The organism is Nocardioides sp. WJ219, from assembly GCF_058559815.1.
Genome location: NZ_JBZUJV010000003.1, coordinates 424,595 through 448,346, shown reverse-complemented (window position 1 = coordinate 448,346; position 23,752 = coordinate 424,595). Strand labels below are relative to the sequence as shown.

The window sequence follows — 23,752 nt, the reverse complement described above, 5'->3', positions numbered from 1 at the left end:
ACTCGTGCTCAGGCGAGGTCGAAGCGGTCGAGCTCCATGACCTTGGTCCAGGCCGCCACGAAGTCGGTCGCGAACTTCTCGCGGGCGTCCTCGCTGCCGTAGACCTCCGACAGCGCTCGCAGCTGCGAGTTGGAGCCGAAGATCAGGTCGACCGAGGTGGCCGTCCACCGGACCTCGTCGGTGGCGAGGTCGCGGATCTCGTAGACGTGCTCCTCCTCCGAGGCCTTCCACCGCGCACCGGGGGCCAGCAGGTTGGCGAAGAAGTCGTTGGTCAGCACGCCCGGCCGGTCGGTCAGGACGCCGTGCGGCGAGCCGCCGACGTTGGTGCCGAGGGCCCGCAGCCCGCCGATCAGGACCGTCATCTCCGGCCCGGTGAGGTCGAGCATGTAGGCGCGGTCGACCATCAGCACTTCGGGCTGGGTCTTCTCGCCCGGCCGCAGGTAGCCGCGGAAGGCGTCGGCGCGCGGCTCGAGCACCCGGAAGGAGTGGACGTCGGTCTCCTCCTGGGAGGCGTCGGTGCGGCCCGGGTGGAACGGCACGGTCACCTCGACGCCGCCCTCGCGGGCGGCCTTCTCGACCGCCGCCGAGCCGGCCAGCACGATCAGGTCGGCCATCGAGATCCTCGCGCCGCCGGCCTCGTTGAACTCGCGCTGGATGCCCTCGAGCGTCTCGAGGACGGTCGCGAGCTGCTCGGGCTGGTTGACCTCCCAGCTGCGCTGGGGCTCCAGGCGGATCCGGGCGCCGTTGGCGCCGCCGCGCTTGTCGGTCGAGCGGAAGGTGGCGGCCGACGCCCAGGCGGTCGAGACCAGCTCGGCGGTGCCCAGGCCGGAGTCGAGGACCTTGGCCTTGAGGGCGGCGACGTCGTCGTCACCGACGAGCTCGTGGTCGACGGCGGGCACGGGGTCCTGCCACAGCTGCGGCTCGGCGGTCCACGGACCGAGGAAGCGGCTCACCGGGCCCATGTCGCGGTGGAGCAGCTTGTACCAGGCCTTGGCGAAGGCCAGCGCGAACTCGTCGGGGTTCTCCAGGAACCGGCGCGAGATCTTGTCGTACTCGGGGTCGAAGCGCAGGGCGAGGTCGCTGGTGAGCATCGTCGGCTTGCGCTTGGGCGAGTCGGGCGTCGGGCCGGGGATGATGTCCTCGGCGTCCTTGGCCACCCACTGCTTGGCGCCCGCGGGGCTCTCGGTCAGCTCCCACTCGTACTGGTAGAGGAACTCGAAGTAGTCGTTGCTCCACTGCACGGGGGTGCGGGTCCAGGTGACCTCGAGCCCGGAGGTGATCGCGTCCTTGCCCTTGCCGGAGCCGAACTCGCTCTTCCAGCCCAGGCCCTGCTGCTCCAGCGGGGCACCCTCGGGCTCGGGGCCGACGAGGTCGGGGTTGCCGGCGCCGTGGGTCTTGCCGAAGGTGTGGCCGCCGGCGATCAGCGCGACGGTCTCCTCGTCGTTCATGGCCATCCGGGCGAAGGTCTCGCGGATGTCGCGGGCCGAGGCCAGCGGGTCGGGGTTGCCGTTGGGGCCCTCGGGGTTGACGTAGATCAGCCCCATCTGGACCGCGCCGAGCGACTCGTGCAGCTCGCGCTCGTCGGCGTACCGCTCGTCGCCGAGCCAGGTGTCCTCGGGGCCCCAGAAGATCTCCTCCGGCTCCCAGACGTCCTCGCGGCCGAAGCCGAACCCGAAGGTCTCGAAACCCATCGACTCGAGGGAGACGTTGCCGGCGAGCACGATCAGGTCGGCCCACGAGATCTTCTGGCCGTACTTCTGCTTGACCGGCCACAGCAGCCGCCGCGCCTTGTCGAGGTTGGCGTTGTCGGGCCAGCTGTTGAGCGGCGCGAACCGCTGACCGCCGTCGCCGGCGCCACCGCGGCCGTCGTAGATGCGGTAGGTGCCGGCGGAGTGCCAGCTCATCCGGATCATCAGGCCGCCGTAGTGACCGAAGTCGGCCGGCCACCAGTCCTGCGAGGTGGTCAGGGCCTCGACGATGTCGGCCTTGAGCGCCTCGACGTCGAGCTTGGCGAACTCCTGGTCGTAGCGGAAGTCCGCGCCCAGCGGGTTGCCCTTGGAGGAGTGGGCGTGCAGCACCGACAGGTCGAGCATGTCGGGCCACCAGTCCTGGAGGCTGTGGGGACGGCCGCCGGTGACCGGGGTCGGCGAGTCGATGGCCGGGTTCTCGCTCTCGCTGCCCTGCTCGGTGACCGAGCCGGGCGCGACCGGGCAACCGGCCGCCTCCTTGCGATCGATGCCCTGCGGGCTCGTGGGGGCGCTGTCCTGGGGGTCGCTCATCGGGTTCCTTCCGACTGGAGGGTCACTGCGGGATGGGGGTGGTCGCGCACGTGGGGCAGGTGCCCCAGTAGACGACCTCCGCCTCGTCGACCACGAAGCCGTGGCCGTCGGAGGCGGTGAGGCAGGGGGCGTGGCCGACGGCGCACTCGACGTCGGCGATGGTGCCGCACGAACGGCACACGACGTGGTGGTGGTTGTCGCCCACCCGCACCTCGTAGCGCGCGGTCGCGCCGGCGGGCTGGATGCGCCGGAGCAGGCCGGCCTCGGTGAGGGCGCGGAGGACGTCGTACACCGCCTGGTGGGAGACGGGGCGTCCCTCCTCGGCGCGCAGCAGGCCGATCACCGTGTCGGCGTCGGCGTGCGGGTGGTGGTGGAGGACGTCGAGCACGGCCAGCCGCGGGCGCGTCACGCGCAGCGAGACGGCTTGCAGCGCCGCGCGGTGGTCGGTCGGGGTCATCACCCCGACCCTAGGGCCATATCTGTAGTAGATCAAGATTAGGGACAGTCGGCGTCGACCGGTCGCCCGGACTTCACCTGCTCGCCCCCTGGTGGTCGCGGGCCACCGCTCGGCTGGTCCCCATGGTCACTCGGAACCTCCTGGGCGTCGCCGCCCTCGCCGTCCTCGCCCCCGTCCTGGTCGTGCCGGCCGCCGGCGCCGCCGGCCCCGCCGATCACTCCCGTCCCGGCCACCACGGCCACCGTGCGTCGTTCGACCTCCAGGCCCACCGCGGCGGCGTGGGGTTGACGACCGAGAGCTCGCTCGTCGGGTTCTCCCGCGCGCTCGAGCTCGGCGTCAGCACCCTCGAGCTCGACGTCCAGATCACCGAGGACGGCCACGCCGTCGTGACCCACGACCGGCGCACCAACCCGCAGGTGTGCCGCGACACCGCGCCGGCCGAGCCGGGCGACCCGGAGTACCCCTACGTCGGCCGCTACGTGAACACGCTGAGCCTGGCGCAGGTGCGCACCCTCGACTGCGGCAGCGCGCAGAAGCCCGGCTACCCGCAGCAGCAGACGGTCCCGGGCTCGCGGATGGCGCTGCTCAGCGAGGTCTTCGACCTGGTCCAGGCCTACGAGGCCGACGACGTCACCCTCAACATCGAGACCAAGGTCGAGGCCGGTGCGCCGACCGAGACCGCGCCGCGCGAGCAGTTCGTGCAGGTCGTCGCCGCCGAGGTGCGCGCCGCCGGCATCGCCCACCAGGTCACCGTCCAGTCCTTCGACTGGGGCGCCCTGCGCCGGATGGGCGAGGTGATGCCCCGGCTGCCCCTCGTGGCGCTGACCAACCGCGACTTCCTCCAGGTCGGTCGGCCGGGCGCCTCGCCCTGGCTCGGCGGCCTCGACGCCGACGACTTCGACGGTGACCTGGTCGCGATGGCCGACGCCCTCGGCGTCGACGCGATCTCCCCGGTGCACGGCTTCCCGCAGAACGGCACGGTGACCGACCCGGCGTACGAGCCCTACGTCGACCGGCAGATGGTGCGCGACGCCCACCGGGCCGGGCTGGACGTCGTCCCGTGGACCGTCAACGACCAGCCGACGATGCGCAGCCTCGTCCGGCTCGGCGTCGACGGCCTGATCACCGACTACCCCGACCGGCTCCGCGAGGTGCTGCGCCAGGAGCACGTGCGGCTGCCGCGGCCGGTCCGCGTCCCCCGGCAGGCCCGGCCGCTCCCCCAGGCCCACGCCCACAACGACTACGAGCACGACCGGCCGCTGCTCGACGCGCTCGACCACGGCTTCACCAGCGTCGAGGCCGACGTGTGGCTGGTCGACGGCGAGCTGCTCGTCGCCCACGACCTCGTCGACGTCGACCCCGCCCGCACCCTGGAGCGGCTCTACCTCTCGCCGCTCGAGGCGCGCACCACGATGAACCGGGGCTCGGTCTACCCGCGCGGCGGGGCGGTCCAGCTGCTGATCGACGCCAAGTCGGGTGCGGCCGAGACCTGGCGGGCGATCGACCGCGCGCTGCGCAACCACCCCGGCCTGATGACCCGCTTCACGCCGTCGACCACCGCCCCCGGGGCGGTCACCGCGGTGATCAGCGGCAACCGCGACCTGCCGGCCATGGCCGCCCAGCCGGACCGTCGCGCCGGCTACGACGGCCGGATGTCCGACCTCGGCGGCCCGCTGCCGGCGTCGGTGATGCCGCTGGTCAGCGACAACTGGACCAAGCACTTCACCTGGACCGGCGCCGGCCGGATGCCGGCCGCCGAGCGGACCAAGCTGCGGGAGATCGTCGCCACGGCCCACGCCCGTGGCCAGCGGATCCGGTTCTGGGCGACCCCCGACCAGCCCGGCCCCGAGCGCACCGCGATCTGGCGCGAGCTCGTCGCCGCCGGCGTCGACCACGTCAACACCGACGACCTCGCCGGCCTGGAGCGCTTCCTGCGCGGGCGGGGTCGCCACTGACCGGTCGGGGATGGTCCCTGACGAGAAGCACCCGGAAACGGCCTTCCGAGGTGCTTTTCGTCAGGGACTAGCCCGCGTGGGGGCCACAGCCCACCGTCAGTCGACGACCTCGAAGGTGATCCCGCGGGCGCGGAGGCGGGTGAGGAGGTTGTCGCCCATGGCCTGGGCGGTGGTGACGCAGCCGGCGGTGGTCGGGTTGTCGTCGAAGGCCAGGCACAGCGCCGACTCGGCGAGCATCTTGGCGGTCTCGCCGTAGCCGGGGTCGCCGCCGCTGACGCGGGTGCGCAGCGTGCGGCCGCCGGACTCGGCGACGAAGTCGACGGTGAACCACGACTTCTCCCGCTTGGCCACGTCGGGACCCTGGCCCTGCGGCACCTTCTTGAGCAGCAGGTCGCGCACCGGCGGCACCTGCGCGGCCACGCCGATCAGCGAGACGGCGGCGGCCCCGCCGGCGGCGTACCGCAGCGTCTTGGTGCCGGCGTAGTGGGAGTAGCGGAAGTCGGGCCCGTACGCCGGCAGCGCGGCGCCGCTGCGCGCGACCACCTGCGGGTCGACCGTGGGCAGCGGCAGCAGCCAGTAGCCCAGCACCTTGTCGCGGTGGGGCTTGCCGGCCACCGCGCGCGAGGTGCGGCCGTCGGCCGGCTTGCCCTGGGCGCGCCGCCGCGCCTTGGCCGCCGCCGACATCTGCTTGGCGCGCGAGAACGCGCCCATGGCGGAGTGGAAGGTGCCGCCGGACGCCGTGCCGGCCGCCCGGACGACGCCGCGCATCGTCACCGGCCCGGTCGCGCCGAGCTCGGCGACGGTGAAGTAGGCGCCGAGGTCGTGCGGGATGGAGTCGAAGCCGCAGGCGTGCACGATCCGCGCGCCGCTGGCCTCGGCGACCTTGTGCTGGGCGACGTACGTCGTGTCCACGAACTCCGGCTCGCCGGTGAGGTCGACGTAGTCGGTGCCGGTCTCGGCGCAGGCGGCGACGAGCGGCCCGCCGAGCTGCTGGTAGGGCCCGACGGTGGTGACCGCGACCTTGGCGCGGCGCACGACGTCGGCCAGGGCGGCCTGGTCGCCGGCGTCGACGACGACCAGCTCGAGCCGACCGAGGGTGGGGTCGTCGGGGTGGTCGGCGCGGAGCCGGTCGCGCACCCGCTCCAGCTTCGCCCGGTTGCGGCCGGCCAGCGCCCACCGGAGCCCCGCCGGGCCGTGCTCGGCGAGGTAGTCGGCGGTGAGGCCGCCGGTGAACCCGGTGGCACCGAAGAGGACGAGGTCGAGGTCGCGCTGGTCGCTCGGCATGGTCCTCATCGTGGCACTCCGGTCATGATCTTCCCGATCGGGTGGAACCTCGGGGGCACAGCACCTCGTCGTACCCCCGGACGCCGACCGACCCGGACGGCTGGAACCCCAGGAGACCGATGGACCACGACGCCGACTACGCGGAGTACGTCCGCGAGTCGTGGAGCACCCTCGTCCGCTCCGCGGTCTTCCTCGGCTGCACGCTCCACGAGGCCGAGGACCTGGCACAGACGACCCTCGTCCGCTGCTACACCGCGTGGCCCAGCGTGTCGGCTGCCGACAACCGGGCGGCCTACGTCTACCGGATGCTGCTCAACTGCCTGCGCGACAGCAGGCGACGCCGGTGGTGGGGCGAGCGTCCCTCCGAGCGCCTGCCCGAGCCGGCCGCCAGCCGCGTCGACGTCACCGACGTCGTCGACACGGCCGACGCCGTGCACCGGGCGCTGGCCGGGCTGTCCAAGCCCAACCGCGACGTGGTGGTGCTGCGCTACTTCGCCGGGCTCAGCGAGCGCGAGACCGCCGACGCGCTCGACGTCCCGGCCGGCACCGTCAAGAGCCGGCTCTCCCGCTCGCTGGCCCAGCTGGCCGCCGACGCCCACCTGACCGAGCTGCGGCCCGACTTCGCCGCAGACCCCACCGGAGGCACCCCGTGACCGACCTCGAGAAGCACTGGGACGACCTGCCGGTCGGCCCCGCCCCCACCGACGCGATCCTGCGCGAGGCCCGCCGCTCCGCCGCCGCCGAGCGGCGCAGCCGCCCCGAGGCCCGGCTCAAGCGGTCGCTGGTCGTCGTCACCGTGCTGGGCGGCGTCGCCGCCGCCTTCGTCGCCGGGACGATCGTCTCCGCCCCCACGCCCGACGACCCCGCCGTCGGCGCCGCCGGACCCGAGGTGGCGACAGGTGACCCGGGGGGCGCGGACCTCGACATCGTCCCCGCGGCGTTCCAGGGCGAGCTGCAGGCGCCCGCGTCGTGCGACGACCTGCTCGAGCACTACGTCGACCGCGGGCTCGACCTGGTGACCGAGGACGGCTGGGGCCAGCCCTACGGCCCCGACTGGACGGTGCTGACAGACGAGTCCGGGTTCGACTCGAGCGGGGCGATGCCGCGAGGAGGACTCGCAGAAGCGACCCGGACCCAGAGCTACTCCGCCTCGGCACCCAAGCTCGCCACGTCCGGCGCCTACGGCTCCGAGACCGGCACCAACGTCCAGGAGGCCGGTGTCGACGAGCCCGACAACGTCAAGACCGACGGCCGCCTGCTGGTGCGGCTGCGCGGCGCCGAGCTGACGACGTACGACGTGAGCGGCCCCGAGGCCGACGGCGTCGAGGAGCTCGGCAGCCTCGACCTCGGCGACTTCCACGACGGCGAGGTCCTGCTCGCCGGCGAGACCGTGGTCGCGATCGGCAACGACGGCACCCGGCCCACCCAGGGCCTCGACCTCTACGGCTACCCCGTCGCGTCGCCGCAGACCCGGGTGCTCACGATCGACATCGACGACCCGACCGCGCCGACGCTGCGGCAGACCGTCGACTACGACGCGAGCCTGGTGGCCGCGCGGCAGCACGGCCGCGACGTCCGCGTGGTGCTCTCCAAGGGCCTGCCCGACCTCGCGTTCGAGGACGGCCGCGACGCCGCGGCCACCAACCGCCGCCTGGTCGAGGAGACCACGCTCGACGACTGGCTCCCGCACGTCTCGGTCGACGGCGGGACGCCGACCGACCTGCTCGACTGCGAGCGCGTCGCCGTGCCGCGCGCCGAGCTCGGCCTGGCCACGATGGCGGTGGTCGGGTTCGGGGCGACCACGCCGGGCGAGACCAGCGCCCTCGGCCTGGCCGGCGACGCGCCGATGACCTACGAGTCGCCCGACCACCTCTACCTCGCCGCGAGCGGCGGGAGCGACCTCGGCTGCCTCGAGTGCTTCGCCACGGTCCCCCGGGGCGGCGCGTCGGACGGCACCACGCACGTCTACGACTTCGCCCTCGACGGCGTCGACGCGACGTACGTCGGCGCCGGCGAGGTCGAGGGCCACGTCCGCGACCGGTGGTCGATGGACGAGTCCGACGGCGTGCTGCGCCTCGCCGTCGGCCCGTCCAGCGAGACCGGCAGCTACAACTCGGTCGTCACGCTGCGCGCCGAGGGGGACGAGCTGGTCGAGGTCGGCCGGCTCGACGGGCTCGGCGTCGGCGAGGACATCAAGTCGGTGCGCTGGTTCGACGACCTCGCGCTGCTGGTGACCTTCCGCCAGGTCGACCCGTTGTACGCCGTCGACCTGGCGCAGCCGGACGCCCCGCGGCTGGTCGGGGAGCTCAAGATCCCGGGCTTCTCCAGCTACCTCCACCCGCTCGGCACGATGCGGGTCGTCGGCGTCGGGTCCGACGGCGGGTGGCAGGCCCAGGCCGGGCTCTTCGACGTCACCGACCTCACCGAGCTGCGCCGCCTCGACGTCACGACGTACGGACCGAACACCCACGCCAAGGCCGGCGACGACCCGCGCCAGTTCACCTGGCTCCCCGACGAGCGGGTGGTCCTGACGGTCATCGCCCGCGGCCGCACCGGCTACGTCTCCAGGCTCCAGCTGGGCGGTGGGCAGATGCGCAACGAGATGACGCGCGTGGAGTTCGGCCGTGACGTCGACGAGGTGCGCACGGTGCCGGTCGGTGGCGGCAAGGTGGTGCTGGTGACCGGCGAGGACGTCGCCTACTTCCCGGTCTGACCCGCACGACCGGCGGGGATCCGGACGTAGATTGAGTGGCATGTGCCGCAACATCCGCCCGCTCAACAACTTCCAGCCCCCGGCCTCCGACGACGAGGTGCACGCCGCCGCGCTGCAGTTCGTCCGCAAGGTGGCCGGCACCACCAAGCCGTCGACGGCCAACCAGGCCGCCTTCGACCGCGCGGTCCACGAGGTCGCCCACGTCACCCGCCACCTGCTCGACGAGCTGGTGACCACCGCGCCGCCCAAGAACCGCGAGGTCGAGGCGGAGAAGGCGCGCGAGCGGGCCAGGCTGCGGTACGGCGCGTGAGGGCTGCGCTCCAGGTCGACCTCTCCCCCGCCCTCGACCTGCTGCGGGGCCGCCCGCTCGTCGTGCTCTCCGGGGCCGGGCTCTCGACCGACTCCGGCATCCCTGACTACCGCGGGCCGGGCTCGCCGGCGCGGGCGCCGATGACCTACCAGGAGTTCGTCTCCGGTCCCGCCGCCCAGCAGCGCTACTGGGCGCGGTCACACCTGGGCTGGACCCGGATGCGGCACGCCGAGCCCAACCCCGGCCACCGGGCGTGCGCCGCGCTCGACCCCGAGCTCCTGATCACCCAGAACGTCGACGGCCTCCACGAGGCCGCCGGCTCGCGCCGGATGGTCGCCCTGCACGGCCGGATCGCCGAGGTGGTCTGCCTCTCCTGCCGGACGACGTCCGCCCGCGCAGCGCTCCAGGCCCGCCTCGCCGCCCTCAACCCCGGCTTCGCCGAGCGCCACGCCGCCGCCGAGGTGCGGCCCGACGGTGACGTCGATCTCGACGACACCGCCGACTTCGTCGTCCCGCCGTGCGCGGAGTGCGGCGGCGTGCTCAAGCCCGACGTGGTCTTCTTCGGCGAGAACGTGCCGAAGCCGCGCGTCGAGCGCTGCTACGCCGCCGTCGACGCCGTCGGCGCGGCCGGCGGCACGCTGCTCGTCGTCGGGTCCTCGCTGACGGTGATGAGCGGCTTCCGGTTCGTCCGCCACGCCGCCCGCGCCGGGCAGCCGGTGGTGATCGTCAACCGCGGCACCACCCGCGGCGACGACCTGGCCACGGTCAAGGTCGAGGTGGGGTGCTCGGAGTTCTTGTCGCTCCTGGCCTAGGAACCGCTCAGAGCTTGCGCACGAAGATGTGCTCCGCCGCCTCGGGGACAATCTCGGCGGTCTCGCCGCCGGAGCCGACCAGCACGCCCTCGTCGGTGGAGATCACGGTGATGGTCTTGTCGGGCAGGGCGCCGACGCGGCGCATCGCGCTCATCAGGACCTCGTCCTTCTGCATCTCCTCGGAGATGCGGCGCACCAGCACCCGGCCCTCGGTGGCGGAGGCGGCCTTGGACAGCGGCTCGACCCCGGCCATGAACTCCTCGCCCAGCGCGATCTCGCCCAGCTCGTCGAGGCCGGGGATCGGGTTGCCGTAGGGCGACTCGGTGGGGTGGTCGAGCAGCTCGACGAGGCGGCGCTCGACCGTCTCGGAGATCACGTGCTCCCAGCGGCAGGCCTCCTCGTGCACCAGCTCCCAGTCGAGGCCGATCACGTCGGTGAGCAGGCGCTCGGCGAGGCGGTGCTTGCGCATCACGCGGGTGGCGAGGCGGCGCCCCTCCTCGGTCAGCTCGAGGTGGCGGTCGCCCTCGACGGTGAGCAGGCCGTCGCGCTCCATGCGGGCCACGGTCTGGGAGACCGTGGGTCCGCTCTGGTGCAGGCGCTCGGCGATCCGGGCTCGCAGGGGGGTGATGCCCTCCTCGACCAGCTCGTAGATGGTCCGCAGATACATCTCGGTGGTATCGATGAGGTCGCTCACCCAACCATTCTTACCCATCGCCATGAGGGTGGGCACGCCGGTGACCTCCGCTGGCACGCTGGCCGGGTGACGTCTGTGATGTGGTTCCGGCGCGACCTGCGCGCGGCCGACAACCCGGCACTGCTGGCCGCGCTGGCCGCGGGCCCGACCCTGCCGCTGTTCGTCCTCGATCCGGCGCTGTGGGGGCCGAGCGGTCCGTCGCGCCGCGCCTACCTGGCGGGCAGCCTGCGCGCGCTGCGCGGCGACGTACCCGTGTCCGTGGTCCACGGCGACCCGGTCGAGCAGGTGCTGGCCGCCGCCCGGGAGGTGGACGCGACGACCGTCCACGTCGCCGCCGACTACGGCCCCTACGGACACCAGCGCGACCTCGACGTCGAGGCGGCGCTGACCGGCGCCGGGATCGAGCTGGTCCGCAGCGGTTCGCCGTACGCCGTGGCCCCCGACCGCGTCGTCAACGGCAGCGGTCAGCCCTACAAGGTCTTCACCCCGTTCTCCCGGGCCTGGGCCGAGCACGGCTGGCGCGCCCCGGCCGGCCCGCTGCCCGACGACGCCCACTGGCTCCACCTGGCGCAGACCACCGACCTCCCCGACGTCGCGCTGCCCGACGGCCTCGACCTGCCGCAGCCCGGCGAGGCCGCGGCGCTCGACGCCTGGCACGCCTTCCTCGACGACAGGATCGGCGACTACGCCGACGCCCGCGACGAGCCCGGCGTCCCGGGCACCTCGCGGATGAGCCACCACCTCAAGTACGGCGAGGTCCACCCGCGCACCCTCCTGGCCGACCTGGCCGGACGCCGCGGGAAGGGCCCGCAGACCTACCGCACCGAGATCGCCTGGCGCGAGTTCTACGCCGACGTGCTCTACCAGCGGCCCGACTCGGCCCGGCAGTACCTCCGGACCGAGTTCGGCTCCATGCAGTACGACGACCCCGGCCCCGGCTTCGACGCCTGGCGCGAGGGCCGCACCGGGTTCCCCATCGTCGACGCCGGCATGCGCCAGCTGCGCTCGGTGGGGTGGATGCACAACCGGGTCCGGATGATCACCGCGAGCTTCCTGGTCAAGGACCTGCACGTCGAGTGGCAGCACGGCGCCCGGCACTTCCTGCACTGGCTGGTCGACGGCGACCTCGCCTCCAACAACCACGGCTGGCAGTGGGTCGCCGGGAGCGGCACCGACGCGGCGCCGTACTTCCGGGTCTTCAACCCCACCACCCAGGGCCGCAAGTTCGACCCGCAGGGGCGCTACGTGACCCACTGGGTGCCCGAGCTCGCCGACGTCGACGACCCCCACGAGCCGAGCGCGGCCGACCGCGACGCCGTCGGCTACCCGCAGCCCCTCGTCGACCACAAGGCCGAGCGCCAGGAGGCGCTCGACCGCTACGCCGCCCTGGGCTGAGGGCAGCGGCGGGTGGCGCCCTAGGGTGATCCGGTGCCCGACCCGCTCACGATCCCCACCCGCTACCGCGGTCCCGCCTCGTCCGGCAACGGCGGCTGGACGTCGGGCGCGATCGCGTCCTACCTCGCCCCCGGCCCCGTGCAGGTGACGCTGCGCACGCCTCCCCCGCTGGACGTCCCGCTGGCCGTCGAGCTCGCCGGTGACGACGCGCGCGTCACGCACGGCGACGTGCTGGTGGCCGAGGCCGCGCCCGGCGCCGACCCGGCGCCGGTCCCGGCGGTCGACCCCGCCACCGCGCACGCGGCCGAGGCGGCGTACGCCGGTCACCGGTCGCACCCGTTCCCCGGCTGCTTCGCCTGCGGCACCGACCGCGAGCCCGGCGACGGGCTGCGGATCTTCCCCGGCCGCGTCGCCGACGACGCCGAGGGCCGGGTGCGGGTCGCCGCCACCTGGACCCCCGACCCGGGCCTCGGCGACGACACCGCGTCGCTGCCGGCCGCCTGGGCCGCGCTCGACTGCGTGGGCGGCTGGGCCGGCGACCTCGAGGAGCGGCTGATGGTGCTCGGCCGGATGACCGCCAACGTCCGCGACCTGCCGCGCGTCGGCGAGGAGCACGTGGTCGTCGGGTCGGCCCGCGGGTCCGACGGCCGGCGTACCTTCACCGCCGCCACCCTGTACGCCGCCGACGGCCAGGTGGTCGGCACCGCCGAGCACGTCTGGTTCGCGGTCTCGGCGGAGGACTTCGCATGAGCGCGGCCGAGCGGCCCTGGTGGCGCGACGCGGTCGTCTACCAGGTCTACGTGCGCAGCTTCTCCTCCTCCGGCGAGCGCGGCGGCGGCCCTGGGGTCGGCGACCTCCCCGGCATCACCGCGCGGCTGCCCTACCTGCGCGACCTCGGCGTCGACGCGGTGTGGATGACGCCGTTCTACACCTCGCCGCAGCACGACCACGGCTACGACGTCGCCGACTACCGCGACGTCGACCGGCTCTTCGGCACCCTCGACGACGCCGACCGGCTGATCGCCACCGCCCACGACCTCGGGCTGCGGCTGATCGTCGACCTGGTGCCCAACCACACCTCGTCCGAGCACGCGTGGTTCCGGGCGGCGCTGGCCGCGGGGCCCGGCAGCCCCGAGCGGGCGCGCTACCTGTTCCGCGACGGCCGCGGCGACGACGGCAGCGAGCCGCCCAACAACTGGCAGTCGGTCTTCGGCGGTCCGGCGTGGACGCGGGTGCCCGACGGCCAGTGGTACCTGCACCTGTTCGACAGCACGCAGCCCGACCTCGACTGGCGCCACCCCGAGGTCGGCGACATGTTCGAGGAGGTGCTGCGGTTCTGGCTCGACCGGGGGGCTGACGGGTTCCGGGTCGACGTCGCCCACGGACTGCTCAAGGAGGAGTCGCTGCGCGACCAGGTGCTGCCGCCCGGCACGGAGGGCCGCGACCCCAACCAGGTCCGCGAGGAGTCGATGGTCGCGCGCACCGACTTCGACGAGCCGATGTGGGACCAGCCGGGGGTCCACGACGTCTACCGCCGCTGGCACCGGGTGCTGGCCGACCACGACGGCGACCGGATGCTGGTCGCCGAGGCCTGGGCCCGCACGCCCGAGGCGATCGCGGCCTACGTGCGGCCCGACGAGATGCACCAGGCGTTCAACTTCCTGTGGCTGCTGGCCGACTGGTCGGCCACCGAGTTCGCCGACGTCGTCACCGGCACGTTCGCGGCGATGGCGCCGGTCGGCGCGAGCCCGACCTGGGTGCTGAGCAACCACGACGTCGTGCGGCACGTGACGCGGTACGGCGGCGGCGAGCGCGGGCTCGCCCGGGCGCGGGCCGCGACCCTGACCATGCTCGGGCTGCCCGGGTCGTCGTACCTCTACCAGGGCGAGGAGCTCGGCCTCGAGCAGGTCGACGTCGCTCCCGAGCACCGGCAGGACCCGTCGTGGTTCCGCACGGGCGAGGTCGGGCGCGACGGCTGCCGGGTGCCGGTGCCGTGGTCGGGTGACGCGCCGCCGTACGGCTTCGGCCCGGGGGCGATCCAGCCCTGGATCCCGCAGCCGGCCGGCTGGGAGGCGCGGACCGTCGAGGCCCAGACCGGCGTCGACGGCTCCACGCTCGAGCTCTACCGCGCGGCGCTGACCGCCCGACGGACGCTGCCGCCGGTCGACGCCGTGACCGTGCGGACCGACGGCGACGTCCTGGTCGTGGAGCGGGGCGAGGTGACGATCGTGCTCAACTGCGGCGACACCGAGGTGCCGCTGCCCGACGGCGACCTGCTCGTCTCAAGCGGACCGGTCGGCCGCACGCTGCCCCCCGACACCGCCGCCTGGCTCACCGCTCGAGGACGTTGAGCGCCTCGTTGTAGCGGGCGAGCTCGCCCACGAACCGGGTGAGCTCCTCGTCGGTCCACTCCGCGAGCTTCTCGGCGAGCGCCTTCTGGCGGTGCGAGACGACGTCGGCCATCCGGGTGCGCGCCTCGTCGGTGAGCGAGAGCAGCGTGGCCCGGGCGTCGGCGGGGTCCTTCTCGGCGCTCAGCAGCCCCAGCTCGACGAGGTGCTTGACCTGCCTGCTGATCGCGCCCTTGTCGACCTCGAACATCCCCGAGATCGCCGAGGCCCGCAGCGTCTCCTCCTGGGCCACCGTGGTGAGGATCAGGTACGACGCCGGCTGCAGGTCGGGGTGCACCGCGCGGGCCCGCTCGCCGATGACGCGGCGCACGCGCCGGATGAGCACACCGACCTCGTGCTCGAGGTCGCGCAGCGTCTCGACGCGCGGCTCCGTCACCGGGCCTCCTGTGCCGGGACGGGCACGGAGGCGCCGGGCTCGCCGGCAGTCCCGCCGGTCCCGGCAGTCTGCTCGAGGGTGGTCCGCAGCGGGACCTCCTTGATGAAGAGCACGCACACGAGGGCCACGACCGCAAAGGGTACGGAGATCAGGAAGATGTGGCCGATGGCGGTGCCGAACGCGTGCTCGTAGAGGTCGCGCACGGGCGCCGGCAGGCTGTCGAGGTCGGGGATCGAGTGACTCTCGTGACCGCTGTCGGTGACACCCATCGCGGCCAGGCCCGAGCGCACCTTGTCGGCCACCTGGGTCGACAGCACGGCGCCGAGCGCCGAGACGCCGACCGAGCCGCCGAGCGAGCGGAAGAACGCGACGACCGAGCTCGCGGCGCCCATGTCCTCGAGGCTGGTGTTGTTCTGGACCGCGAGCACGAGGTTCTGCATGGTGGCGCCGAGGCCGACGCCGACCACGGCCATGAAGAGGCCGACGACGACGATCGGGGTGTCGCCGTCGATGGTGCCGAGCAGCGAGAAGCCGACGACCACGAGCACCAGCCCGCCCACCAGCCAGCGCTTCCACAGGCCGGTGGCGGTGATGACGCGCCCGCTGAGGATGCTGGAGACGAGCAGCCCGCCGACCATCGCGACCGACATCAGCCCGGCCTCGGTGGGGCTCATCCCGCGGGAGAGCTGGAAGTACTGGCTCAGGTAGACCGTCGAGCCGAACATCGCGACGCCGATCATCACCGAGGCGGCGGTGGCCAGGGCGGTCGTGCGGTCCCGGAACAGGCGCAGCGGGATGACGGGCTCGACGGCCACCCTGGCCTCGACGTACAGCGCGGCCGCGATGGTCAGCACGCCGGCGGAGACGAGGACCGCGGTCGCCGTGGAGGCCCAGGCGAACTGCTCGCCGGCCAGCGTGACCCAGACCAGCAGGAAGCTCACGCCGCCGACGATGAGGGTGGCGCCGAGGTAGTCGATGTGGACCTCGCGCTTGACCACCGGCAGGTGCAGGGTGCGCTGCAGGACGACGAAGGCCGCGAGGGCGAAGGGCAGGCCGATGAAGAAGCAGCCGCGCCAGCCGAGCGGGCTGTCGACGACGAGCCCGCCGATCAGCGGGCCGCCGACGGTCGCGGTGGCGAACACGGCGCCGATGTAGCCGGAGTAGCGGCCGCGCTCCCGCGGCGAGACCATCGAGGCGATCACGACCTGGACGAGCGCGGTGAGGCCACCGACGCCGAGACCCTGGATCACCCGGCCGCCGATGAGCACGCCCATGCTCGGCGCGAACGCCGAGACCAACGAGCCGGCGGTGAAGATCACCAGCGCGCTCTGCACGAGCATCTTCTTGCTGAACAGGTCGGCGAGCTTGCCCCAGATCGGGGTGGTCGCCGTCATCGCGAGCAGCGTCGCGACGACGACCCAGGTGTAGCCGGACTGCGACCCCTCGAGGTCGGTGACGATACGCGGGAGGGCGTTGGTCACGACGGTGCTCGACAGCATCGCCACGAACATCGCGAGCAGCAGACCGCTCAGCGCCTCCAGCACCTGGCGGTGCGTCATCGGTGCCGCAGCGGTCTGCGGGATCTGGTCGTCCACGGTCGAGTGCTCCATGCGGGATAGAAGGTTGCCGAGGTCAACTGTATTCCCAGACCGGTTGCCGAGGTCAACTTCACGCAGGGCGTGAAAAAGGACGAACCGCAGGCGTGGCCCCTGGGGGGCCGCACCCGGGGACGTGTTCCGGGTTCGCCTGCGGTTCGGGTCGCTGCTGTGGATTCGCCAGCAGCTCGTCGACTGGTTCCAGCCGACGTGGTGCTGGGCTGCTAGCGGGCAGCCACCTCACGCGTCCTCGAAGAACTCATTCCTCGGACCACCTCCTTTCCCGTGTACGACGAGATTAGGTCGCCCGCGCGGGCCCGACAAGCGGTTAAGTTCCGCCATGAGCGAACCGTCCCGCCCGCCGGTGACCACGACCCACGACGGCCCGGTCGCGGTCGTCACCCTCGACCGACCCGAGCGCCGCAACGCCGTCGACGCGGCCACGGCCGCCGCGCTCAGCGACGCGGTCGAGGCCGCCGACGCCGACGACGCCGTGGCCGTCGTCGTGCTCACCGGGGCGGGCGGCGCGTTCTGCGCGGGCGCCGACCTCCAGGCGCTGGCCGAGGGCGACCGGGGCGACCTCGACCCGGTCTCCGGCGCCCGGGGCCGCGCGCCGATGGGCCCGACCCGGATGCGCACGGCGAAGCCGGTGGTCGCGGCGATCGAGGGTCCAGCGGTGGCCGGCGGGCTCGGGCTGGCCCTGTGGGCCGACCTGCGGGTGGCGGCGTCCGACGCGACGTTCGGGGTCTACTGCCGCAGGTTCGGCGTGCCCCTCATCGACCTCGGCACGGTCCGGTTGCCGCGGCTGATCGGGCACAGCCGGGCCATGGACCTGATCCTCACCGGGCGCGGCATCGACGGCGTCGAGGCCGAGCGGATCGGCCTGGTCAACCGGGTCACCGAGCCCGGCGACGCACTGCGCACCGCGGTGGCCCTGGCCCACGACCTGGCCGCGCTGCCCCAGACCTGCCTGCGCCACGACCGGCTCTCCGCGATCGAGCAGTGGGGCTTGGACGAGGACGACGCGGCCCGCAACGAGTGGGTGCACGGGATGGCGACCCTCGGGTCGGGCGAGGCGCTCGACGGGGCGGAGCGGTTCCGTGGCGGCGCCGGTCGCGGCGGAGCGCCCGCCCGGCCCGATCACCCCGATGGGTGAAACGGAGCCGTTCGTCCACCGGCGGGTCCGGACACCGCGTACGACATGTCCCATGTCCCTCTCCCTCCCTGGACGCCACGCGCGTCCGACCCGGAGCTCGCGTCTCGCGGCCGCCCTCGCCCTGACCCCAGTGGTCGCCGCGACGCTGGTCCTGACCGCGGCGGGCGCGCCCGCGGACGCGGCCCAGCCGACGCTGCGGCCCACGTCGGCGGTGGCCAAGACCGTCTACGCGAGCGCGGGCCTCCGGGTGGCCGTCACCGCCAAGGTCAAGAACTCCGCCGGCAAGGCCGCCCCGCGCAGGACCGCGAAGCTGTCGCTCGTCGGCCCCGGCGGCACCAGCCCGCTCGGCACCGTCCGCACCCCGCGGCTCGCGGCCGGGAAGACCGGCACCGTCAAGGTCACCCGCGCCCCCGGGGCCGGCGTCCGCCAGGGCACCTACAAGGTCCGGGTGTGCCTGGCGCCGTTCGCCACCAACTGCACCACCAGCAAGGCCACGGTCCAGGTGCGTCCCCACCTCAGCGTCCGGCCGGCCGCCATCGACTTCGGCACCCGCGAGGTCGGCTCCGACACCTCCCGCTCCGTCGTCATCTCCAGCGACGGACGCGGCGCCGTCCAGCCCGGCATCGCCCTGAGCGGCGACTTCGGCCTCGACCACGACTGCCAGGGTGCGCTGGCCGTCGGCCGGACCTGCACGGCCCTGGTGACCTACAGCCCGCAGTCCGCCGGCACCAGCACCGGCGCGCTCACCGTGTCCGGCGGCACCCCCGGTCCGGCCCGGACCAGGCTGGTGGGCCGGGCTGTCGGCGCCGCGTCCTTCACGCTCTCGACGAGCGAGCACGACTTCGGCGGGGTGGGTGTCGACGCCACGAGGACGACGTACGTCGTCGTCACGAACACCGGCACGGCCACCGGTGGCGCGATGGTCACGCTCGAGCAGGACGACACGGAGCGCTCCTTCTACTACGCCGACGGCTGCAGCGACCCACTGGCGCCGGGCGACACCTGCACCGTCTCCGTCCAGTTCGCGCCGGGGTCCCTCGGCGTCAAGGACGCCGTCCTGAGCGTCGAGGGCCGCGATTCCAGCGCCTTCGCCTTCCTCACCGGCACGGGCACCAACGGCTCCGACCTGGCCATCAGCCCCCTCGCCGTCGACATCGGCGACGTGGCCATCGGCGCGACGGGCTCCACCGAGCTCACCGTGACCAACCAGGGCACGGCCGACGCCGTCGACATGTACCTGGGCCTCTACACCGACGGCGCCAACGGCGACTGGGGCTTCCAGGACGACTGCCCGACCACGCTGGCCCCCCAGGCCACCTGCACCGCGACCGTGACCTACACGCCGACCGGGGACGGTCGGGCCGAGGCCGAGGTCGGCGCCGACGGCACCGAGACCAACACCGTCTACGCGGGGATCAGCGCCAACGGCGTCTTCGACTGACCGGCTCCACCCACGACCGAGGGCTCCGCCCGCGACGCCGACCGGCGTCGCGGGCGGTGCTCGTTCAGGCCGGCTCCGCCACCTCGACGACCTCGGCGGCGAACTGCGCGCGGTAGAGGTCGGCGTAGGCGCCGTCGGCGACCAGCAGCTCGTCGTGGGTGCCCTGCTCGACGATCGCTCCGCCATCCATCACCAGGATCAGGTCGGCGTCGCGGATCGTGGAGAGCCGGTGGGCGATCACGAACGACGTGCGGTCGCTGCGCAGCGCCGCCATCGCGTGCTGCAGCAGCAGCTCGGTGCGGGTGTCGACCGACGACGTCGCCTCGTCGAGGATGAGCAGCGCCGGGTCGGTGAGGAAGGCGCGGGCGATGGTGACCAGCTGCCGCTCCCCCGCCGACAGGTTCGACCCCTCCTCGTCCACCACGGTGTCGTAGCCGTCGGGCAGCGAGTGCACGAACCGGTCGACGTACGTCGCGCGGGCCGCCTCGAGCACCTCCTCGTCGGTGGCGCCGGGCCGGCCGTAGGCGATGTTGTCGCGGATCGTGCCCTCGAAGAGCCAGGTGTCCTGGAGGACCATCCCGATCCGGCCGCGCAGCGCGGCGCGCGGCAGCCCGGTGATGTCGGTGCCGTCGATGGTGATCCGGCCGCCGTCGAGCTCGTAGAAGCGCATCACCAGGTTGACCAGGGTGGTCTTGCCGGCGCCGGTGGGGCCGACGATGGCCACGGTCTGCCCGGGCCGGGCCACCAGCGACAGGTCGGTGATCAGCGGCCGGTCGGTGTAGGAGAACGACACGTGCTCGAACGCGACCTCGCCGCGGGTCACCGCGGCCGCGGCCGCGTCGCTGTCGAGGACGTCGACGGACTCCTCGTCGGCGTCGAGCAGCTCGAAGACGCGCTCGGCCGAGGCGACGCCCGACTGCAGCAGGTTGGCCATCGACGCCACCGTGGTCAGCGGCTGGGTGAACTGGCGGGTGTACTGCACGAACGCCTGCACCTCGCCGAGCGTCAGCGACCCGGTCGCCACCCGCAGCGCGCCGATGACGGCGACGACGACGTAGTTGAGGTTCCCGATGAACATCATCGCCGGCATGATCAGCCCGCTGACGAACTGCGCGCGGAAGCTGACGTCGTAGAGCTCGGCGTTCTGCCGGTCGAACTCCGCCTGCACCGCCTCCTGGCGGCCGAAGACCTTGACCAGCGCGTGGCCCGAGAAGGTCTCCTCGATGTGGCCGTTGAGCTTGCCCGTCCGCCGCCACTGGGCGACGAACTGGCTCTGCGAGCGCTTCATGATCGCCCGGGTCACGACCAGCGACACCGGCACGCTGACCAGCGCGACCAGCGCCAGCAGCGGCGAGATCCAGAACATCGCGCCGAGCACCGCGAACAGCATCACGAACGACGTGAGCAGCTGGCTCATCGTCTGCTGCAGGGTGGTCGAGACGTTGTCGATGTCGTTCGTGACCCTGGACAGGAGCTCACCTCGGGGCGACCGGTCGAAGTAGCCGAGCGGCAGCCGGTGGATCTTGTCCTCGACGTCCTGCCGCATCCGGCGCACGGTGCGCTGCACGACGCCGTTGAGCACGTATCCGGCCAGCCACGAGAGCAGGGACGCGGCGACGTAGATCGCGAGCACCAGCAGCAGCACGTCGCCGACGGCGCCGAAGTCGACGCCGGCCCCCGGCACGACGTCCTGTCCCTGCACGGCCTCGGGCAGCTCGGAGTCGGGCGTGCCGGGGGCGAACCGGCGTCCGATGAACCCGGTGAAGACGAGGTCGGTGGCGCGGCCCAGGAACATCGGGCCGATCGCCATCAGCACCACGCTGGCCACGGTGAGGACGACGACCAGCAGCGCGGGCCAGCGGTCGGGCGCCATCCGACGCAACATCCGCTTGGCCGAGGGCCCGAAGTCCATCGCCTTCTGGGCGACCATCGCGGTGCCCATCGGGCCGCGGCCTGGGCCGCCGCCCGGGGCCTCGATGCGCTCGGTGGCCTCGAGGGCCTTGCCCTGCTTGGTCGCCGGCGGCTGGGGGTCTGGACGCTCGGTCATGCGATCGCCTCCTCGGCGGAGAGCTGGGAGGCGACGATCTCGCGGTAGGTCTCGCAGTCGTCGAGCAGCTCGGGGTGGGTGCCGCGACCGACGACGCGGCCGTCCTCGAGCACCACGATCTCGTCAGCGTCGCGGATCGTGGAGACCCGCTGGGCGACCACGACGACCGTCGCGTCGGTGGTCACCGGCGCCAGCGCCGCACGCAGCCGGGCGTCGGTGGCGAGGTCGAGCGCCGAGAACGAGTCGTCGAACAGGTAGATGCCAGGACGGCGTACGACGGCGCGCGCGATCGCGAGCCGCTGCCGCTGGCCGCCGGAGAAGTTGGTGCCGCCCTGGGCGACCGGCGCCTCGAGGCCCTCGGGCAGCGCCTCGACGAAGTCGCGCGCCTGGGCGACGTCGAGCGCGGCCCACAGGTCGTCGTCGGTCGCGTCGGCGCGGCCGTGGCGCAGGTTGGAGGCGATGGTGCCGGAGAAGAGGTAGCCCTTCTGCGGCACCAGCCCGATCTGGTCCCACAGCGCGGCCGGGTCGAGGTCGCGGACGTCGACGCCGGCGACCCGCACGGTGCCGGAGGTGGTGTCGACGAGCCGCGGCACCAGGTTGACCAGCGTCGTCTTGCCGGCACCGGTGGAGCCGATCACCGCGAGCGTCTGGCCGGGTCGCGCGTGCAGCGAGACGCCGTCGAGCACGGCCGCCTCCGCGCCGGGGTAGGAGAAGGTGACGTCGTCGAGGTCGAGATGGCCGCGCCGCGCGGGGTCGGGCGCGATCGGCTCGGCCGGCGGGACGACGGAGGAGTCGGTGTCGAGGACCTCGACGATCCGGTCGGCGCACACCGAGGACCGCGGCACCTGCATCAGCATGAAGGTGGCCATCATGATCGACATCAGGATCTGCATCAGGTAGCTGAGGAACGCCGTCAGCGCACCCACCCCCATCTGGCCGTCGTCGACACGGTGGCCGCCGAACCAGACGACGCCGACGCTGGCGACGTTCACGATCAGCATCACCAGCGGGAACATCGTGGCCAGCCAGCGCCCGGCCCGGACGGCGACCTCGGTGAGGTCGTCGTTCGCGCGGGCGAACCGCTGCGCCTCGTGGGGCTCACGGACGAACGCCCGGACGACGCGGATGCCGGTGATCTGCTCGCGCAGCACCCGGTTGACCTCGTCGATGCGGCCCTGCATCAGCCGGAAGCTCGGCACCATCTTGACGATCACGAACCCGACCGCGACGAACAGCGCCGGCACGACGACGGCGAGGATCCAGCCGAGGCCGACGTCCTCGCGCAGCGCCATCACGACGCCGCCGACCATCATGATCGGCGACGACGCCGCGATCAGGCAGGCCATCAGCACCAGCATCTGCACCTGGGTGACGTCGTTGGTGCCGCGGGTGATCAGCGACGGGGCGCCGAACTGCTGCAGCTCGCGGGTGGAGAACTGCCCCACCCGGTCGAACAGCTCGGCACGCAGGTCGCGGCCGAACGCCATGGCCGTGCGGGCGCCGTACCAGGCGGCGCCGACCGACCCGGCGATCTGCACCAGCGAGACGACGAGCATGGTGGCGCCGAGCCGCAGGATCACGCCGGTGTCGCCGGCGGCGATGCCCTCGTCGATGATCCGGGCGTTAAGGCTGGGCAGGTAGAGCATGCCGAGCACGCTGATCAGCTGGAGGACGACGACGGCGATCAGCCAGGAGCGGTAGGCCGGCAGCCGCTCGCGCAGGAGCCGGATCAGCATCGGGCCAGCCCGTCCATCACGGTGGCGACCATCTGCTCGGGCGTGAGCAGCCGGCCGTCGGCGATCAGCTCGTGGCTGCCGGCGAAGACCAGCAGCCGGAAGACGTGCACGAAGTGGTCGACGGGGACGGTGAGCTGGTCGGCGTCGTCGCCGACCACCCCGAGGAACAGCTGCTCCAGGCGCCGGCGCCAGGCGACGGCGGCCTGGTCGTCGTGGTGCGGCGGACCGACGAGCCCGACCTGCTGCATCAGGGCGAACGTCGCCCGGAACCGCTGCTGCAGGATCGACGCCAGCCGGGTCAGGCGCTCGCGCAGCGGCAGGGCCGGGTCGATCTCCTCGATCCGGGTGACCACGTCACCGGGCTCGAAGGCCCGCGCGATCGCGAGGTCGACCAGCTCGTCCTTGGTCTCGACGACGCGGAAGATCGTGCCCTCCGCGACGCCCGCCGCCTCGGCGATCTGCTTGGTGGTCACGGCGCGGCCGTGCTCGCGCAGCAGGGTGAGGGTCACCCCGACCAGCGCGTCGCGGCGCTCGGTCGGGGTCATCGCGGGGGCCCGGGGACTCATGGCGGAGACGGTACGTGAGTGAGCGCTCACTCACAACTCGGCCGGGGCGGCTTCCTCCGACAGCGCCGCGAGCAGCCCCGACAGGGAGTGCCGGGCCTCCGGTGACAGCCGGTCGAGCCGCTCGCGCGGGAAGTCGAACGCGTGGCGCACGCGCTGGTCGAGCTCGCGACCGGCCGGCGTGATCACGACCTCCCGCGACCGCCGGTCGGTGCGGCCGGGCTGGCGACGTACCAGCCCCTTGCCCTCCATCCGGGTCACGATCTGGGTGACGTTGGAGGCGTCGCAGAGCAGCTGGGCGGCCAGCTCACCCATCGCGCACGGCTGCTCGGAGACCGCCTTGAGCAGGCACGCCTGGGCCGCACTGAGGCCGACCTCGCGGGCGGCACGGTCATAGGCCGCGTCGTAGGCGTAGACGAAGTCCCACAGCTGCTGGGCGAGGGCCCCGGTGTCGTCCACGTCCCTAGGGTACTACTTGATCGGATCAAAGAAGTGTGGTTGCGTGGCGACATCAGTTGATCCGATCAAGTA

Annotated in this window: 20 protein-coding genes; 10 read left to right on the top strand and 10 right to left on the bottom strand. The window is 73.2% G+C overall.

Annotation, left to right across the window (positions count from 1 at the left end):
- Positions 1-8: 8 nt before the first annotated feature.
- Both katG and AC4MBH_RS10035 read right to left on the bottom strand, forming a co-directional pair.
- Positions 9-2,279, bottom strand: a complete 2,271-nt coding sequence (gene katG, locus AC4MBH_RS10040) for a catalase/peroxidase HPI (RefSeq protein ID WP_491794712.1) — start codon at positions 2,277-2,279, stop codon at positions 9-11.
- Positions 2,280-2,301: 22 nt separating this feature from the next.
- A complete protein-coding gene (locus AC4MBH_RS10035; protein ID WP_491794711.1) occupies positions 2,302-2,736 on the bottom strand; it encodes a Fur family transcriptional regulator in 435 nt (144 codons plus the stop codon).
- A 122-nt stretch (positions 2,737-2,858) separates the two neighbouring features.
- Between AC4MBH_RS10035 and AC4MBH_RS10030 the strand changes: the two genes are divergently transcribed.
- Positions 2,859-4,691 (top strand): glycerophosphodiester phosphodiesterase family protein, encoded by a 1,833-nt coding sequence (locus AC4MBH_RS10030; RefSeq protein ID WP_491794710.1) that lies wholly within the window; start codon positions 2,859-2,861, stop codon positions 4,689-4,691.
- A 96-nt stretch (positions 4,692-4,787) separates the two neighbouring features.
- On the opposite strand, the gene AC4MBH_RS10025 is transcribed toward AC4MBH_RS10030, so the two are convergent.
- Complete coding sequence (locus AC4MBH_RS10025) at positions 4,788-5,975, bottom strand: saccharopine dehydrogenase family protein (protein ID WP_491794709.1); 1,188 nt, start codon at positions 5,973-5,975, stop codon at positions 4,788-4,790.
- 119 nt (positions 5,976-6,094) lie between these two features.
- Between AC4MBH_RS10025 and AC4MBH_RS10020 the strand changes: the two genes are divergently transcribed.
- From AC4MBH_RS10020 to AC4MBH_RS10005, 4 genes are read left to right on the top strand one after another with little or no spacing between them, the layout of a single operon-like run.
- The gene (locus AC4MBH_RS10020) at positions 6,095-6,628 is read left to right on the top strand and encodes a SigE family RNA polymerase sigma factor (RefSeq protein WP_491794708.1); all 534 of its coding nucleotides are present in this window, start codon (positions 6,095-6,097) and stop codon (positions 6,626-6,628) included.
- A complete protein-coding gene (locus AC4MBH_RS10015; RefSeq protein WP_491794707.1) occupies positions 6,625-8,688 on the top strand; it encodes a beta-propeller domain-containing protein in 2,064 nt (687 codons plus the stop codon). Before AC4MBH_RS10020 ends, AC4MBH_RS10015 begins: the two co-directional genes overlap by 4 nt.
- Positions 8,689-8,728: 40 nt before the next feature.
- Entirely contained in the window at positions 8,729-8,998 is a 270-nt protein-coding gene (locus AC4MBH_RS10010; RefSeq protein WP_491794706.1) for a DUF2277 domain-containing protein, read from the top strand.
- Complete coding sequence (locus tag AC4MBH_RS10005; RefSeq protein WP_491794705.1) at positions 8,995-9,810, top strand: NAD-dependent protein deacetylase; 816 nt, start codon at positions 8,995-8,997, stop codon at positions 9,808-9,810. The genes AC4MBH_RS10010 and AC4MBH_RS10005 overlap by 4 nt, the downstream gene beginning before the upstream one ends.
- A 7-nt stretch (positions 9,811-9,817) precedes the next feature.
- On the opposite strand, the gene AC4MBH_RS10000 is transcribed toward AC4MBH_RS10005, so the two are convergent.
- The gene (locus AC4MBH_RS10000; protein WP_491794704.1) at positions 9,818-10,504 is read right to left on the bottom strand and encodes an iron-dependent transcriptional repressor DtxR; all 687 of its coding nucleotides are present in this window, start codon (positions 10,502-10,504) and stop codon (positions 9,818-9,820) included.
- A 66-nt stretch (positions 10,505-10,570) separates the two neighbouring features.
- Between AC4MBH_RS10000 and AC4MBH_RS09995 the strand changes: the two genes are divergently transcribed.
- Genes AC4MBH_RS09995 through AC4MBH_RS09985 form a run of 3 tightly spaced genes read left to right on the top strand, consistent with a single transcriptional unit; the run spans position 10,571 to position 14,250 of the window.
- Entirely contained in the window at positions 10,571-11,899 is a 1,329-nt protein-coding gene (locus AC4MBH_RS09995; RefSeq protein ID WP_491794703.1) for a cryptochrome/photolyase family protein, read from the top strand.
- Positions 11,900-11,932: 33 nt separating this feature from the next.
- Positions 11,933-12,649, top strand: a complete 717-nt coding sequence (locus AC4MBH_RS09990) for a hotdog family protein (RefSeq protein ID WP_491794702.1) — start codon at positions 11,933-11,935, stop codon at positions 12,647-12,649.
- Positions 12,646-14,250, top strand: a complete 1,605-nt coding sequence (locus tag AC4MBH_RS09985) for a glycoside hydrolase family 13 protein (RefSeq protein WP_491794701.1) — start codon at positions 12,646-12,648, stop codon at positions 14,248-14,250. The genes AC4MBH_RS09990 and AC4MBH_RS09985 overlap by 4 nt, the downstream gene beginning before the upstream one ends.
- On the opposite strand, the gene AC4MBH_RS09980 is transcribed toward AC4MBH_RS09985, so the two are convergent.
- The gene (locus AC4MBH_RS09980; RefSeq protein WP_491794700.1) at positions 14,231-14,683 is read right to left on the bottom strand and encodes a MarR family winged helix-turn-helix transcriptional regulator; all 453 of its coding nucleotides are present in this window, start codon (positions 14,681-14,683) and stop codon (positions 14,231-14,233) included. The two genes, AC4MBH_RS09985 and AC4MBH_RS09980, sit on opposite strands and share 20 nt — an antisense overlap.
- Positions 14,680-16,278, bottom strand: a complete 1,599-nt coding sequence (locus AC4MBH_RS09975) for an MDR family MFS transporter (RefSeq protein ID WP_491794699.1) — start codon at positions 16,276-16,278, stop codon at positions 14,680-14,682. The genes AC4MBH_RS09980 and AC4MBH_RS09975 overlap by 4 nt, the downstream gene beginning before the upstream one ends.
- Positions 16,279-16,618: 340 nt before the next feature.
- Here AC4MBH_RS09975 and AC4MBH_RS09970 point away from each other — a divergent pair, with 340 nt between their 5' ends.
- Both AC4MBH_RS09970 and AC4MBH_RS09965 read left to right on the top strand, forming a co-directional pair.
- Positions 16,619-17,434, top strand: a complete 816-nt coding sequence (locus AC4MBH_RS09970; protein WP_491794698.1) for a crotonase/enoyl-CoA hydratase family protein — start codon at positions 16,619-16,621, stop codon at positions 17,432-17,434.
- 52 nt (positions 17,435-17,486) lie between these two features.
- Positions 17,487-18,875, top strand: coding sequence for a choice-of-anchor D domain-containing protein (locus AC4MBH_RS09965; protein WP_491794697.1), 1,389 nt, complete (start codon positions 17,487-17,489; stop codon positions 18,873-18,875).
- Positions 18,876-18,939: 64 nt separating this feature from the next.
- Here AC4MBH_RS09965 and AC4MBH_RS09960 read toward each other — a convergent pair whose 3' ends face one another.
- From AC4MBH_RS09960 to AC4MBH_RS09945, 4 genes are read right to left on the bottom strand one after another with little or no spacing between them, the layout of a single operon-like run.
- A complete protein-coding gene (locus AC4MBH_RS09960) occupies positions 18,940-20,922 on the bottom strand; it encodes an ABC transporter ATP-binding protein (RefSeq protein ID WP_491794696.1) in 1,983 nt (660 codons plus the stop codon).
- Positions 20,919-22,658: an ABC transporter ATP-binding protein gene (locus AC4MBH_RS09955; RefSeq protein WP_491794695.1), complete on the bottom strand. Its 1,740-nt coding sequence runs from the start codon at positions 22,656-22,658 to the stop codon at positions 20,919-20,921. The genes AC4MBH_RS09960 and AC4MBH_RS09955 overlap by 4 nt, the downstream gene beginning before the upstream one ends.
- Entirely contained in the window at positions 22,652-23,224 is a 573-nt protein-coding gene (locus AC4MBH_RS09950) for a TetR/AcrR family transcriptional regulator (protein ID WP_491794694.1), read from the bottom strand. The genes AC4MBH_RS09955 and AC4MBH_RS09950 overlap by 7 nt, the downstream gene beginning before the upstream one ends.
- Positions 23,225-23,254: 30 nt before the next feature.
- A complete protein-coding gene (locus tag AC4MBH_RS09945) occupies positions 23,255-23,680 on the bottom strand; it encodes a MarR family winged helix-turn-helix transcriptional regulator (RefSeq protein ID WP_491794693.1) in 426 nt (141 codons plus the stop codon).
- Positions 23,681-23,752: the final 72 nt, after the last annotated feature.

Coding starts and splice junctions, on each gene's coding strand:
- AC4MBH_RS10035 (WP_491794711.1), bottom strand. CDS start 2,736: ATGACCCCGACCGACCACCGCGCGGCGCTGCAAGCCGTCTCGCTGCGC.
- AC4MBH_RS10025 (WP_491794709.1), bottom strand. CDS start 5,975: ATGCCGAGCGACCAGCGCGACCTCGACCTCGTCCTCTTCGGTGCCACC.
- AC4MBH_RS09960 (WP_491794696.1), bottom strand. CDS start 20,922: ATGACCGAGCGTCCAGACCCCCAGCCGCCGGCGACCAAGCAGGGCAAG.
- AC4MBH_RS09970 (WP_491794698.1), top strand. CDS start 16,619: ATGAGCGAACCGTCCCGCCCGCCGGTGACCACGACCCACGACGGCCCG.
- katG (WP_491794712.1), bottom strand. CDS start 2,279: ATGAGCGACCCCCAGGACAGCGCCCCCACGAGCCCGCAGGGCATCGAT.
- AC4MBH_RS10020 (WP_491794708.1), top strand. CDS start 6,095: ATGGACCACGACGCCGACTACGCGGAGTACGTCCGCGAGTCGTGGAGC.
- AC4MBH_RS09955 (WP_491794695.1), bottom strand. CDS start 22,658: ATGCTGATCCGGCTCCTGCGCGAGCGGCTGCCGGCCTACCGCTCCTGG.
- AC4MBH_RS10010 (WP_491794706.1), top strand. CDS start 8,729: ATGTGCCGCAACATCCGCCCGCTCAACAACTTCCAGCCCCCGGCCTCC.
- AC4MBH_RS09985 (WP_491794701.1), top strand. CDS start 12,646: ATGAGCGCGGCCGAGCGGCCCTGGTGGCGCGACGCGGTCGTCTACCAG.
- AC4MBH_RS09965 (WP_491794697.1), top strand. CDS start 17,487: ATGTCCCTCTCCCTCCCTGGACGCCACGCGCGTCCGACCCGGAGCTCG.
- AC4MBH_RS10030 (WP_491794710.1), top strand. CDS start 2,859: ATGGTCACTCGGAACCTCCTGGGCGTCGCCGCCCTCGCCGTCCTCGCC.
- AC4MBH_RS09950 (WP_491794694.1), bottom strand. CDS start 23,224: ATGAGTCCCCGGGCCCCCGCGATGACCCCGACCGAGCGCCGCGACGCG.